A 13,733-nucleotide genomic window follows, 5' to 3' on the forward strand; every position below is an offset into this window, starting at 1 on the left:
TCGTCGATCGCCTGCTTGCCGAGGATCACCAGTTGCGGCTGTTCCTTGTCGACCAGCGCCTTCAGGATCTTCGCGACGGCCAGCGGCTCGACGCTGTCGTTCGACTCGACGAGGATCGCGCGATCCGCACCGATTGCCAGCGCCGTGCGCAGCGTTTCCTGCGCTTGCGTCACGCCGACCGACACCGCGATCACTTCGGTCGCGACACCGGCTTCCTTCAGGCGCACCGCTTCTTCCACCGCGATTTCGTCGAACGGGTTCATCGACATCTTCACGTTCGCGATGTCGACGCCCGTGTTGTCCGACTTCACGCGGACCTTCACGTTGTAATCGACCACTCTTTTCACTGGCACCAGGATTTTCATGCACACGCTCCAAAGTTACGAATACGACCAGAGGCCATTCTATAGCGAGGCCTCATGACTGCGCGGCCAAGCGGACCAATCCATCGCGGCTATCGAGGATAGCGCGCCTCTCCGGCGCGCCGGCAATAGCGAACGGTCGTTCTATTTTAAAAGAGAAAAAACCCGGACGCAAAGCCCGGGTTTTCGATCATCGACTCTAATCGTCACCGGGCGCGCCCCGCATCACGTGTTACCAGGCGGCGATCACCGCGCCGCCGAACTTCTGTTCGATGAACTGCTTCACTTCCGCGGAATGATAAGCCGCGACCAGCTTCGCGACCCACGGCTTACCCCGGTCGGCCTCGCGAATCGCGAGAATGTTCGCGTACGGGCCAGTCGGGCCCTCGATCGCGATCGCATCCTGTTTCGGTTTCAACCCCGCTTCCATCGCGTAGTTGGTATTGATCGCGGCCGCGTCGACGTCGCCGAGCGAGCGCGGAATCTGCGCCGCATCGAGCTCGACGATCTTCAGCTTGCGCGGGTTGTCGACGATGTCGAGCGGCGTCGCCTTCAGCCCGGCGTCCGCGCGCAGCTTCAGGAGCCCCTGTTTCTGCAGCAACAGCAGCGCACGGCCGCCGTTGGTCGGATCGTTCGGCACCGCGATGCGCGCGCCCGGCTTCAACTCGGCCAGCGACTTCACCCGCTTCGAATAGATGCCCATCGGGAACGTGACGGTCTCCGCGACCTTGATCAGCTTGTAGCCGCGATCCTTCACCTGCGCCTGCAGATACGGATCGTGCTGGTAGCTGTTCGCGTCGAGATCGCCCGACGCGAGCGCCGCGTTCGGTTGCACGTAATCCGAGAATTCGACGACGCGGATGTCGAGGCCGCCCTTGGCCGCGACCTTCTTCACCACCTCCATGATCTGCGCGTGCGGGCCGCCCGTCACGCCCACCTTGATGGTTTCGGTCTGCGCGTGCGCGCTCGCGAACAGTGCGGCCGCGCCGAATGCGGCCGCGAACTTCAGCATGAAGCGTCGTTGCATCCTATCCCCCAACGAATGAATGTCGTTTTACTTGTGGCTCAGCCGGCGCACGAGCCAGTCGCCGAACGACTGCACGATCTGCACGAACACGATCAGGATCGCGACGACTGTCCACATCACTTCCGGCAGATAGCGCTGGTAGCCGTAGCGGATCCCGAGATCGCCGAGCCCGCCGCCGCCGATCGCACCGGCCATCGCCGAATAGCCGACGAGCGACACGAACGTGATCGTCAGGCCCGCGACGATGCCCGGCAGCGATTCGGGCAGCAGCACCTTGAACACGATCTGCGAGGTCGTCGCACCCATCGACTGGGCGGCCTCGATCAGCCCGCGGTCGACTTCGCGCAGCGCGGTCTCGACCAGCCGCGCGACGAACGGTGCGGCCGCGAGCGTCAGCGGCACGACCGCTGCGGCCGTGCCGATCGACGACCCCGTGACGAGCCGCGTGAACGGTATGACCGCGACCAGCAGGATGATGAACGGCGTCGAGCGCACCGCGTTCACGATGCCGCCGAGCACGCGATTCACGCCGAGGTTCTGCAGCACGCCCTGGCGGTCGGTCAGGTAGAGCAGCACGCCGAGCGGCAGCCCGACGAGCGCGCCGACCGCCCCCGAGATGCCGACCATGATCAGCGTCTCCCAGAACGACTGCACGAACATATCGAACATCTCACTCAACATACGAAAGCTCCTCTACCACCACACCTTGCTCGCGCAGGAACGCGAGCGCCTGCCCGACCTTGCCCGGTTCGCCGCCCGCGAGCACCGCGAGCGACCCGAACGCCTGCCCCTGGATCTCGTCGATCTGGCCATGCAGGATGTTGAAATCGAGTTCGTACCGGCGGATCGTCTCCGACAGGATCGGCTGATCGACACCCGAGCCGGTGAACGCGAGCCGCAGCAGATGCCCGCTGCCCGTCTTCAGCCGCTCGGCCACGCGCGCCTTCAGCGCCGGCGGCAGTTCCTGCGCGATCACGTCGCCGATCAGCGCGCGCGTCACTTCGTGATGCGGCTGCAGGAACACGTCGATCACGCGGCCCTCTTCGACCACGCGGCCCGCGTCGAGCACCGCCACGCGATCGCACACCTGCTTGATGACTTCCATCTGGTGCGTGATCAGCACGATCGTCAGGCCGAGCTCGCGGTTGATGCGCTTCAGCAGGTCGAGGATCGCGCGCGTGGTCTCGGGGTCGAGCGCCGACGTCGCTTCGTCCGACAGCAGTACCTTCGGCTTGCTCGCGAGCGCGCGGGCGATGCCGACGCGCTGCTTCTGGCCGCCGCTGATCTGCGCCGGATAGCGATCCTTCTGCGCGGACAGCCCGACGAGGTCGAGCAGCGGCAGCACCGCCGCCTCGATCTCGGCACGGCTCGCGCCGGCCAGCTCGAGCGGCAGCGCGACGTTGTCGAACACCGTGCGCGACGACAGCAGATTGAAGTGCTGGAAGATCATGCCGATTTCGCGGCGCGCTTCGCGCAGCGCGCCGGACGACAGCAGCGTGAGATCGCGTCCCCCGACGACGACATTGCCTTCGGTCGGCCGCGTGAGCAGGTTGATGGTGCGCACGAGCGTGCTCTTGCCGGCGCCGCTTCGGCCGATGATGCCGAACACCTCTCCCTGCGGGATCCTCAGATTGACGTTGTGCAATGCGTCGACCCAGCCGGTCGGCCCGGGAAAACGCTGCGACAGATTGCGTAATTCGATCATGTAAACAAAACGGCGGCCGGCTGGCGAGGCCCGCCAGTCGGCCGCCGAAGCATCTGGAATAGCCGGCGATTTTACCGCAAACGCCTCATTCCACTTAATAATCGATTTCGATCTTTTCATAACCAGACGAAATTAGAGGGGCGCTGCTGGGCCGCCGCGCGGCTACCGCGACTATGATCCGGAACACCGATGCCAACGAGACAGGGGACCCGCCAGATGACCGCCACCACCACGCAGGCCGCCGCACCCGCCGCCACCTCGGCATCGGGCCCGGTATCGCCGCCCGCCCCGCGGATGGGCCGGCTGCGTACCGCGGACGGGCTCGAACTGGCGTCGTATCGCTGGCCGGCCGGCGACGGCACGCTGCCGCCGCTTGCGACGATCGCGCTCGTCCACGGCCTCGCCGAGCATGCGGGCCGTTACGCGGCGCTCGCGGCCAGATTGAACGCGGCGGGCATCGACGTGCTGGCGATCGATCTGCGCGGGCACGGCCAGTCGCCCGGCAAACGCGCATGGGTCGAGTGTTTCGACGATTACCTGAACGATGCGGATGCGCTGGTTGCCGAAGCCGCCCGCGGCGCCACGCCGCTCTTCCTGATGGGGCACAGCATGGGCGGCGCCGTCGCGGCGCTGTATGCGATCGAACGCGTGCCGGCTCGCGGCCACGCGCTGGCAGGCCTCGTGCTGTCGAGCCCGGCGCTCGCGCCGGGACGCGACGTGCCGCGCTGGATGCTCGCGATGAGCCGCTTCATCAGCCGCGTGTGGCCGAGCTTCCCTGCAATCAGGATCGATGCGGCGCTGCTGTCGCGCGATCCGGCCGTCGTCGCCGCCAATCGCGCCGATCCGCTCGTGCACCACGGCGCGGTGCCGGCGCGCACCGGCGCCGAAATCCTCGATGCGATGGCGCGCATCGAGCACGGTCGCGGTGCGCTGCGCGTGCCGGTGCTCGTCTATCACGGCACCGAGGACAAGCTGACCGAACCCGATGGAAGCCGCGCGTTCGGCGCCCGTGTCGGCTCGCCCGATCGCACGCTGACGCTATACGAAGGCGGGTTCCACGAAACGATGAACGATCTCGAGCGCGACCGCGTGATCGATGCGCTGATCGCGTGGATTCACGCGCACGTGCCGGCGCGCTGAGCGCGCGCCGATCCGCTGCCGGTCAGATGCCGGCCAGCACGCGCAGGTGCGCGACCACGCTGCGCCCGAGTGCCGACAGGTTGTAGCCGCCCTCGAGACAGCTCACGATGCGACCCTGCGCATGCCGGCGCGCGACGTCGACGACCTGGGCGGTCAGCCATTCGAAATCGGATTCGACGAGACCGAGGTTGCCGATGTCGTCCTCGCGATGCGCGTCGAAACCGGCCGACACGAACAGCATTTGCGGCTTGAACGCGTCGAGACGCGGCAGCCAGAACATGTCGACCGCTTCGCGGATCGCCATCCCGTTGCTGCGCGCAGGCATCGGCAGGTTGACCATGTTCGGCGCCTGGTGATCGGCGCCCGAGAACGGGTACAGCGGATGCTGGAAGAAGCTGCACATCAGCACGCGCTCGTCGTTCGCGAACGCGGCTTCGGTGCCGTTGCCGTGGTGCACGTCGAAATCGATGATCGCGACCCGCTCGAGGCCGTGCACGTCGAGCGCGTGCCGCGCGGCGATCGCGACGTTGTTGAAGAAGCAGAAGCCCATCGCGCGCGCGGGTTCCGCGTGATGGCCGGGCGGCCGAACGCTGCAGAACGCATTCGCGTAGCGGCCTTCGATCACCGCGTCGGTCGCCGCGATCGCGGCGCCAGCCGCACGCAGCGCGGCGCGCCACGTGTCGCGGTTCATCAGCGTGTCGGGATCGATCTCGACGTAGCCGTCGACGGGCATCATGCTGCGGATGTAGTCGATATGGGCCTGCGTATGCACGCGGCCCAGCGCCACCTCGCTCGCGAACGGCGCGGTTTCGTGCACGATCAGGTCGTCGATGCGGCTCGCGATCAGCTGATCCTGGATCGCCGACAGTCGGGCCGGGCATTCCGGATGCCATTCCCCCATCTCGTGCAGCATGCAGTCGGGGTGCGTATAGAAGGCGGTTGCCATAAGCTGTCATCCGCGACGCGGGTTGCGCCGCTGGTCTCCATCAATGATGTCCATCGTCTGCCGCGAATTCGCCGCTAACTTACCACAACGGTGCGCTGCTACGCCCCGGCACGCAAGGTGCGTCGGGTATACTGCGCCGAACCCCATCGCCCTGTCCGCCCGCTTCGACATGAATTCCAGCAAGCCTGCCGCCCTTCTCTCCGCACTGTTCCGCGTTCGCGTTCCGCTCGTTGCCGCTGCCGTCGCCGCTACCCTGGCCGCCGCACCCGCCGCCGCGCAAACACAGCCTGCGAAGTCTCCCGGCACGCTCGTCGCGCAGGCGCAACCGCAGCAGCCGACGCCGCCGGGCCAGACCTTCGAAGAGGAGATCGTTCCGCAGCGTTACGCGAGCAACGCGAAGGTCGATGCGTTCATCGACGAGATGGTGAGCCGCAACGGCTTCGATTCCGCAAGCCTGCACGCGCTGTTCTCGCGCGTCAGCTACTCGGCCACGGCCGTGAAACTCGTGAAGCCGGCGCCGACGCCTTCGGTGAAGAACTGGAGCGTCTATCGTTCGCGCTTCATCGAACCGATCCGCATCAACGCGGGCGTGAAATTCTGGAAGGCGAACCGGGCAACGCTGCAGCGCGCGTCCGAGGAATTTGGCGTGCCGCCCGAGGTGATCGTCGGCATCATCGGCGTCGAAACGATCTACGGCCGCTACATGGGCAACTTCCGCGTGCTCGATGCGCTGACGACGCTCACGTTCGACTACCCGGACACGCCGAATCGCGACAGCCGCCAGGCCACGTTCCGCAAGAACCTCGAGGACTTCCTCGTCTGGACCCGCGACAACCAGCTCGACCCGACCACCGTGCTCGGCTCGTACACGGGTGCGATCGGCATCCCGCAGTTCCTGCCGAGCAGCATCCGCGAGTATGCGGTCGACTACGACGGCGGCGGCCACGTCGATCTGCGCAGCAGTCCTGCCGATGCGATCGGCAGCGTCGCAAACTACCTGAAGCAGCACGGCTGGGAAACCGACCGCCCGGTGGTCTGGCGGATCACGCCCGACACGGGCAGCCTCGGCATCGCCCAGGCGGCCGCGGACGGCCAGCCCGAACCGCACTGGGCACTGTCGCAGCTGCTGCGCGCCGGCATGACGCTCAACGAGCCGACGGTCAATATCACCACCGAAGCCGGCACGCCGGTGACCGTGGTCGATCTGCCGTCGCCGGGGCGCGCAACCGAGTACATGCTCGGCCTCAAGAACTTCTACGTGCTGACGCGCTACAACCGCAGCTTCTTCTACGCGCTCACCGTGTACCAGCTCGGCGAAGCCGTGAAGGCGCAGATGGAAGCGAGCGGCGCGCTGCCGCTGCCCGCGGCGGACACGGAAGCACCAGCGCAGTAAGCTCGGCCCGCGCAAAGAAAAAGCGCCGCTCGTGCGGCGCTTTTTTATCGCGTGATCCTGCCGATGCCGTTCCGGCTCAGGCAGGAAACACGCCGGTCGACAGGTATCGGTCGCCGCGATCGCAGACGATGAACACGATCGTCGCGTTCTCCACCTGGCGCGCGATGCGCATCGCGACTTCGCATGCGCCACCCGACGAGATGCCGGCAAAGATGCCTTCGACGGCCGCGAGCCGGCGCGCCATCGTTTCGGACGCGGCCTGGCTCACGCTCTCGACGCGATCGACGCGACTGCGATCGAAGATCGTCGGCATATAGGCCTCCGGCCACTTGCGAATGCCCGGGATGCGCGACCCTTCTTCCGGCTGCGCGCCAACGATCTCGATCGCCGGATTCTGTTCCTTCAGAAAACGCGACGTGCCCATGATCGTGCCCGTCGTGCCCATCGCCGACACGAAGTGCGTGACGCGCCCCTCGGTGTCGCGCCAGATCTCCGGGCCCGTTCCTTCGTAGTGCGCGAGCGGGTTGTCGGGGTTCCCGAACTGATCGAGGATCACGCCCTTGCCTTCGCGCTGCATCTGCTCCGCGAGGTCGCGCGCCAGTTCCATCCCGCCCTTTACCGGCGTCAGGATGATTTCGGCACCGTAAGCGGCCATGCTCTGGCGACGCTCGACCGACAGGTCCTCCGGCATGATCAGCACCATCTTGTAACCGCGGATCGCCGCGGCCATCGCGAGCGCGATGCCCGTATTGCCGCTCGTCGCCTCGATCAGCGTATCGCCCGGCTTGATGCGGCCGCGCGCCTCGGCCTTGTTGATCATCGACAGCGCAGGGCGATCCTTCACGGAACCGGCCGGATTGTTGCCTTCCAGCTTGGCGAGCAACACGTTGTTGCGTGCGCGAATCTCGTCGTCCGGCAGGCGGACCAGTTGCACGAGCGGCGTGTTGCCGATCGTGTCTTCGATAGTTTTGTAAGCCATGGAGATACCGTGAGTGCGAGGCTGATCAATCGATTGATTGTAAACCAGCGCCGGGGCTCGCGCCGGCAACCCCCATTGCGACGGTGGAATAGGCGTGCCCGCGATTCACGATCGTGCGCGTGCAGCATGCACGCAAAAAACCCGCGGCATGCCGCGGGAAGCCGTCGCAACGACGGCGACTGAAGGAGCCCTTCGCCTCGCGAGCGTTACTTCTGCGCAGTGCGGGCGGGCGCCGCGGCAGGTTTCACTGCCGTGGGCTTGCCCGCGGCGGGTGCCTGCGCACCCGAGCCTGCTGCGCCGATCGTCAACCCCTCCTGCTGAAGGCGCTCGACCGTATGGCCGCCCATGCCTTTCACGCGCGATGCAAGATCGTCTGCATTCCTGAACGGGCCGCGTGCGCCGCGCTCGTCGAGAATCGCCTTTGCCCGCGCGGGACCGATGCCCTTGATACCGACGAGTGCATCCTCGTTCGCGGTGTTGACGTCGACGGCCGCCCAGGCCGACGCGATCGCGCCGAACATCGCTGCGGCGGCAAACCATTTCCTGATCATGTGCTGGATCTCCGATGAAAAACGGTCGGCGGCTGCCGACCGTGAGACCCAGTCTAGCGATGCGACGCGCGGACTTAAACCTGGCCGGACAGCCAACGCACGTAACGGTCGACACCTTCCTGCACCGTCAGGAACGGCGCGTCGTAGCCGGCAGCACGCAGCTTCGTCTGGTCGGCCTGCGTGAAGCACTGGTACTTGCCGCGCAGCGCATCCGGGAACGGTACGTATTCGATCAGCCCCTGCTCGACCTGCTGCGCGAGCGTCAGCGGCGGCAGGCCGTCGAGCGCGCGCAGCGTGTTCACGACCGTCGACGCGATGTCGTTGAACGGTTGTGCGCGGCCGGTGCCGAGGTTGAAGATGCCCGACTTCTCCGGATGATCGAAGAAGAACAGGTTCACCTTCGCGACATCCTCGATCGACACGAAGTCGCGCGTCTGCTCGCCCGGCGCATAACCGTTGTACTCGCCGAACAGCTTGACCTTGCCTTCCGCGCGGAACTGGTTGAAGTTGTGGAACGCGACCGACGCCATGCGGCCCTTGTGCGTCTCGCGCGGGCCGTACACGTTGAAGTAGCGGAACCCGGCGATCTGGCTCTTCGCGCTCGGCAGCACGCGCCGGATCACCTGGTCGAACAGGAACTTCGAATAGCCGTAGACGTTCAGCGGCGCCTCGACCTCGCGCTCCTCGACGAAGCGCGTCGAGCCGCCGTAGGTCGCCGCAGACGACGCGTACAGGAACTGCGCGCCCTGCGCGAGGCACGCATCGAGCACCGCGCGGCTGTAGCGGAAGTTGTTGTCCATCATGTAGCGGCCGTCGGTTTCCATCGTGTCCGAACAGGCGCCTTCGTGGAACACCGCGCGTACCTTGCCGAAATCGCCGCGTGCGAAGCGTTCGACGAATTCCGTCTTGTCGAGATAGTCGTCGATCTCGCAATCGACGAGATTGCGGAACTTTTCCGCGCGCGTCAGATTGTCGACCGCGATGATGCGCGACTCGCCACGCTCGTTGAGCGCCTTGACGATGTTCGCGCCGATAAAACCGGCTGCGCCGGTGACGATGATGGTCATGGTCGTCCTGCCTGAAAAATGGGAGCCGTCCGGCCGGCGCGTGCGCCGCCCGATGCGCTCAGTGAAACAGTTCGTCGTAGCCGACGGTCGCCGTGCCGAGCTTGCCGACCACGATACCCGCGGCACGGTTCGCCAGCACGACGGCGTCGACGAGCGGCACGCCTGCGCCGAGCATCGTCGCGACGGTCGCGATCACGGTATCGCCCGCCCCCGACACGTCGTACACCTCGCGCGCGAGCGCCGGCGCGTGCAGTTCGCCCGCGGCGGAAAAGAGCGTCATCCCCTCTTCCGAACGCGTGAGCAGCAACGCATCGAGATCGAGTTCCGCGCGCAGCTTCGCGACGCGCGCGCGAAGGTCGTCTTCCGAATGCCACTGACCGACGACTTCGCGCAACTCCGCGCGGTTCGGCGTGATCAGCGAGGCGCCGCGATAGCGCGCCCAGTCGCCGCCCTTCGGATCGACGAGCACCGGCTTGCCGGCCGCGCGCGCCTTCTCGATCATCGTCGTCACGTGCGTCAGCCCGCCTTTCGCGTAATCCGACATCAGCACGATGTCGTGCTGCGGCAGCAGCGCGTCGAACCGCGCGAGCCCGGCGAGCAGCACCTCGTGCGTCGGCATCGCTTCGAAATCGACGCGCAGCAGCTGCTGCTGGCGCGCAAGCACGCGCAGCTTGATGGTCGTCGGCAGCGCCGCGTCGCGCTCGAGATGGGGCGTGACGCCACTGCTGCCGAGCAGCTCGACGATCCGCTCACCGGGTTCGTCGCAGCCGACCACGCACAGCAGCCCGGCCTGGGCGCCGAGCGTCACGGCGTTGCGCGCGACGTTGGCCGCGCCGCCGAGCCGCTCTTCCTGGCGCTGCACGTGCACGACGGGCACCGGCGCTTCCGGCGAAATACGGTCGACGTTGCCGAACCAGTAGCGGTCGAGCATCACGTCGCCGACCACGAGCACACGCGAACGCGCGAGCTGCGCGCGCGGGACCGGCACCACTTCGCGAAGGGTCGTCATCGTGCGCTCATCCACGGGAGGGGGACTGCGGATCGACGTGCGGACGCCCGATCGCATGGTAGTCGAAGCCGAGTTCGGCCATCGCGTCCGGTTCGTACAGGTTGCGCCCGTCGAAGATCACCGGCGCCTTCAGTTCGGCCTTCAGGCGCGTGAAATCCGGGCTCCGGAATTCCTTCCACTCGGTGACGATCACGAGCGCATCCGCGGCGCTCACGGCCGCGTCCTGGGTATCGACGAAATGCAGACGCGCAAGCGCGTCGGAAGCCTCGCCGAGATCGAGCGCGAACACGCGGCGCGCCTCGTCGATCGCGACGGGATCGTACGCGCGCACGATCGCGCCACGCCCGAGCAGCGCGGCGATCAGCCGACGGCTCGGCGCCTCGCGCATGTCGTCCGTATTCGGCTTGAACGCGAGGCCCCAGACCGCGAATTCGCGACCGGTCAGGTCCGCGCCGAAGCGCTGCTCGATCTTGCCGATCAGCACGTCCTTCTGTGCGGAGTTGGCCGCTTCGACGGCCTCCAGGATGCGCAGCGGCTGGCCGTTCTCGCCGGCGGTGCGGATCAGCGCCTGCACGTCCTTCGGGAAGCACGAGCCGCCGTAGCCGACGCCCGCGTACAGGAAGTGATAGCCGATGCGCGGATCGGAACCGATCCCGCGGCGCACGGCTTCGATGTCAGCACCGACCTTGTCGGCGAGATTCGACATCTCGTTCATGAACGAGATGCGGGTCGCGAGCATCGCATTCGCCGCATATTTCGCGAATTCCGCCGAACGCACGTCCATGTAGATCGTGCGCTCGTGATTGCGGTTGAACGGCGCGTACAGCTTCTTCATCCTCTCGCGCGCCACCGTGCCCGTCTCGTCGTCGTCGACGCCGATGACGATCCGGTCCGGGCGCATGAAGTCCTCGACTGCCGCGCCTTCCTTCAGGAATTCCGGATTCGATACGACCGAGAAACGGTGCGCGACGCTGCCCGCAAGCCCGCGGGCGCCGAGCGCCTCGTCGACCACCGCGCGCACGCGCTGCGCGGTGCCGACCGGCACCGTCGACTTGTCGACGATCACCTTGAAACCGGTCATGTAACGACCGATGTTGCGCGCGGCCTCGAGCACGTATTGCAGGTCGGCCGAACCGTCCTCGTCGGGCGGCGTGCCGACGGCGATGAACTGGATCTCGCCGTGCGCGACGCTCGCCTCGATGTCCGTCGAGAAGCGCAGACGCCCTGCCGCGCGATTGCGCGCGATGATGTCCAGCAGGCCCGGTTCGTGAATCGGCATCCCGCCGTTGTTCAGGATCTCGATCTTGCGCGGATCGACATCCAGACAGAAGACGTCGTGGCCGATCTCGGCGAGGCAGGAGCCTGTGACAAGACCGACATAGCCGGTGCCGATGATGGTGATTTTCATAGATGTTCCGGTACGTCCCGGTAATTGACTAACTTGCCCGCCGGGCCGGACCCGGCGGGAACCGCAGTGCGTCGGCGCCGCGCCCCGGGATCAACCCGGCATCGCAGGTTCGACGCGGCGCGGCGCATAGGTTTCCCAGCCGCTGCATCCGGGGCACTGCCAGTAGAAGAGCCGTGCCCGGAAACCGCAATTCTGGCACGTATAGCGTGGCAGATTTTTGGTGCGCTGCTTGATCAGCGCGCGCATCATTTCAAGTTCCTTACGGCGCGGCTCGTCGGCGGCCGCGATCTGCGCATCGAGCAGGTGCAGCATGCCCGACAGGTTCGGCGACTTCTCCATCTGCGTGCGCGCGAGCGTATGCGCCGCGTCCTGGCCGCGCAACCCGGCGATGTGCTGATACGCAGTATCGAGCAGGTCGTTCGACGGATAGCGATCGACGTAGCCCATCAGCAGCTCGGCGCCCTCGACCGGCTTGTCGAGCGCGACATAGGCCTTCATCAGCTTGTCGGCGACGAGCGGCAGATAAGCGGGATTTTGCGCCTCGACGCGCTTCCAGTGCTCGATCGCGGCCGCGTGATCGCCCGCCGCCTGCGCGGCATCACCGGACAGGATCGTCGCGCGGACGTTCTGCGGGTTCGCGGCAAGCGCGAGCTTCAACTGGTCGGCCGCGGCAGTGGCGTTCTTGCGTTGCAGCGCGTCCTGCGCGAGTTCGCAGTGGAACTGCGCTATTTCGGTGCCGAGCGGCTTGTCGCTCATCGATTCGATGCGCTTCGCGGTGTCGATCGACTTGTTCCAGTCCTTCTCGATCTCGTAGATCGTCAGCAGCGCCCGCTGCGCGCCCAGCGCGTAGTCGCCGTCGGCGAGCCGGTGGAAGGCCTCCTCGGCACGATCGAGCAGGCCGGCCTTCAGGAAATCCTGGCCGAGTTCGTACAGCGCATGGTCGCGCTCGTTGACCGGCAGGTCCGTGCGGCTCAGCAGATTCTGGTGCACGCGGATCGCACGGTCCGTTTCGCCGCGACGGCGGAACAGGTTACCGAGCGCGAAGTGCAGCTCGACCGTCTCGGGGTCGAGTTTCGCGACCTCGATGAACGCGTCGATCGCCTTGTCCGGTTGTTCGTTCAACAGAAAGTTCAGGCCGCGGAAATACGATCGCGGCAGGTTGGCGCTCTCCGACAGGAGGTTCTTCAGGTCATAGCGTGACGCCGCCCAGCCGAGCGCGAACGCCACCGGAATCGCGAGCAACCACCAGAAATCCAGATCCATGCGAAATATCGAAGCAGAGACGAAAACCGCGCGGGAGTCGCGCGGCGTCCGTGTTAAATGACGGGCGGCATCGGCGGCTGGTCGACGATGGCCGGGGTTTCGCGCGCCGCACGCAGATCGCGCTTCAGGCGCCCGTTCTCGAGGCGCAGGCGGAACATCGCCGGCAGTGCCGACAGCAGGCCGGCCAGCAGCCCGACGACGAAGAACGCGAGGCCGATCAGGATCAGCGGCGCTTGCCATGCGTAGCCGGCAACGAAATTCAGCGTCGCGGTTTGCGTATTGGCCAGTGCGAGCACCAGCAGCAGCACGAACACCAATACCCGGATCAGCCAGACGATAAACTTCATGTAGCCCTCTCTTTGTTGAGGTTTGCCGCGGCGCGCGACTCCCCTTCGCGGCGCCGAATCGACCCGTATTGTAAAGGAAGCGTTTCCGCGTCACCGCACATCCTGCGGATGCGCATTGCCGCACGGCAGCCGGAAATGAAAAAAGCGCCCGCAAGGGGCGCTTTTTTCTTCAGCCTTCGCCGGACGGATTCCGGGCAAGCCGAACGACGTTCAACGTTCGTCGTCCGGATCATCAGCTTTCAGCGGCTCGCCGGCGCGGCCGTCGACGCGTTCACGCAATTCCTTGCCGGGCTTGAAGTGAGGCACGAACTTCTCGGGCACCTGCACCTTCTCCCCCGACTTCGGGTTGCGTCCGACGCGCGCCGGGCGACGGTTGAGGCCGAAGCTGCCGAAACCCCGAATTTCGATGCGATGCCCTTTCGCCAAGGCGTCGGACATCGCATCGAGCATCGTTTTCACCGCGAAATCCGCATCCTTGAGGACAAGTTGCGGAAATCGCAGTGCCAGCTGCGCGACCAACTCGGATTTGGTCATAC

14 protein-coding genes and 1 pseudogene are annotated in these 13,733 nt (G+C 66.1%); 2 read left to right on the forward strand and 13 right to left on the reverse strand.

Annotated elements, in window-relative coordinates:
* The 4 genes and pseudogenes from DIE04_RS09915 to DIE04_RS09930 all read right to left on the reverse strand — a co-directional run.
* Positions 1 to 365 (reverse strand): annotated as a pseudogene (locus tag DIE04_RS09915) (electron transfer flavoprotein subunit beta/FixA family protein); the annotation flags it as partial.
* 229 nt (positions 366 to 594) lie between these two features.
* A complete protein-coding gene (locus DIE04_RS09920; RefSeq protein ID WP_124487834.1) occupies positions 595 to 1,389 on the reverse strand; it encodes a MetQ/NlpA family ABC transporter substrate-binding protein in 795 nt (264 codons plus the stop codon).
* Positions 1,390 to 1,416: 27 nt separating this feature from the next.
* Positions 1,417 to 2,070: a methionine ABC transporter permease gene (locus DIE04_RS09925; protein ID WP_044844825.1), complete on the reverse strand. Its 654-nt coding sequence runs from the start codon at positions 2,068 to 2,070 to the stop codon at positions 1,417 to 1,419.
* A complete protein-coding gene (locus DIE04_RS09930) occupies positions 2,060 to 3,094 on the reverse strand; it encodes a methionine ABC transporter ATP-binding protein (protein ID WP_124487833.1) in 1,035 nt (344 codons plus the stop codon). Before DIE04_RS09930 ends, DIE04_RS09925 begins: the two co-directional genes overlap by 11 nt.
* A gap of 216 nt (positions 3,095 to 3,310) precedes the next feature.
* Between DIE04_RS09930 and DIE04_RS09935 the strand changes: the two genes are divergently transcribed.
* Positions 3,311 to 4,234, forward strand: coding sequence for an alpha/beta hydrolase (locus tag DIE04_RS09935; protein ID WP_124487832.1), 924 nt, complete (start codon positions 3,311 to 3,313; stop codon positions 4,232 to 4,234).
* Positions 4,235 to 4,256: 22 nt separating this feature from the next.
* Here DIE04_RS09935 and DIE04_RS09940 read toward each other — a convergent pair whose 3' ends face one another.
* Positions 4,257 to 5,180 carry a histone deacetylase family protein gene (locus tag DIE04_RS09940; RefSeq protein ID WP_044844828.1) on the reverse strand — a complete coding sequence of 308 codons (924 nt, stop codon included), beginning with the start codon at positions 5,178 to 5,180 and terminating at the stop codon, positions 4,257 to 4,259.
* A 43-nt stretch (positions 5,181 to 5,223) separates the two neighbouring features.
* Between DIE04_RS09940 and mltB the strand changes: the two genes are divergently transcribed.
* A complete protein-coding gene (mltB, locus tag DIE04_RS09945; protein ID WP_082088495.1) occupies positions 5,224 to 6,573 on the forward strand; it encodes a lytic murein transglycosylase B in 1,350 nt (449 codons plus the stop codon).
* A gap of 76 nt (positions 6,574 to 6,649) precedes the next feature.
* On the opposite strand, the gene cysM is transcribed toward mltB, so the two are convergent.
* From cysM to DIE04_RS09985, 8 genes are all read right to left on the reverse strand, one after another.
* On the reverse strand, positions 6,650 to 7,552 hold the full coding sequence (gene cysM / locus DIE04_RS09950; RefSeq protein WP_124487831.1) for a cysteine synthase CysM: 903 nt from the start codon (positions 7,550 to 7,552) through the stop codon (positions 6,650 to 6,652).
* 206 nt (positions 7,553 to 7,758) lie between these two features.
* Positions 7,759 to 8,103 (reverse strand): helix-hairpin-helix domain-containing protein, encoded by a 345-nt coding sequence (locus DIE04_RS09955; protein ID WP_124487830.1) that lies wholly within the window; start codon positions 8,101 to 8,103, stop codon positions 7,759 to 7,761.
* Positions 8,104 to 8,177: 74 nt separating this feature from the next.
* The gene (gene rfaD / locus DIE04_RS09960; protein ID WP_044844832.1) at positions 8,178 to 9,170 is read right to left on the reverse strand and encodes an ADP-glyceromanno-heptose 6-epimerase; all 993 of its coding nucleotides are present in this window, start codon (positions 9,168 to 9,170) and stop codon (positions 8,178 to 8,180) included.
* A gap of 58 nt (positions 9,171 to 9,228) precedes the next feature.
* Entirely contained in the window at positions 9,229 to 10,179 is a 951-nt protein-coding gene (gene rfaE1, locus DIE04_RS09965) for a D-glycero-beta-D-manno-heptose-7-phosphate kinase (RefSeq protein WP_124487829.1), read from the reverse strand.
* Between the two features lie 7 nt (positions 10,180 to 10,186).
* Positions 10,187 to 11,587 carry a UDP-glucose/GDP-mannose dehydrogenase family protein gene (locus DIE04_RS09970; RefSeq protein WP_124487828.1) on the reverse strand — a complete coding sequence of 467 codons (1,401 nt, stop codon included), beginning with the start codon at positions 11,585 to 11,587 and terminating at the stop codon, positions 10,187 to 10,189.
* Positions 11,588 to 11,677: 90 nt separating this feature from the next.
* Positions 11,678 to 12,850, reverse strand: a complete 1,173-nt coding sequence (gene lapB, locus DIE04_RS09975; protein WP_124487827.1) for a lipopolysaccharide assembly protein LapB — start codon at positions 12,848 to 12,850, stop codon at positions 11,678 to 11,680.
* 53 nt (positions 12,851 to 12,903) lie between these two features.
* Complete coding sequence (locus tag DIE04_RS09980) at positions 12,904 to 13,197, reverse strand: lipopolysaccharide assembly protein LapA domain-containing protein (protein WP_044844835.1); 294 nt, start codon at positions 13,195 to 13,197, stop codon at positions 12,904 to 12,906.
* Positions 13,198 to 13,407: 210 nt separating this feature from the next.
* Positions 13,408 to 13,731, reverse strand: a complete 324-nt coding sequence (locus DIE04_RS09985; RefSeq protein ID WP_034187427.1) for an integration host factor subunit beta — start codon at positions 13,729 to 13,731, stop codon at positions 13,408 to 13,410.
* Positions 13,732 to 13,733 lie beyond the last annotated feature (2 nt).

The organism is Burkholderia sp. Bp8994, from assembly GCF_003853805.1.
GTDB lineage: Bacteria > Pseudomonadota > Gammaproteobacteria > Burkholderiales > Burkholderiaceae > Burkholderia.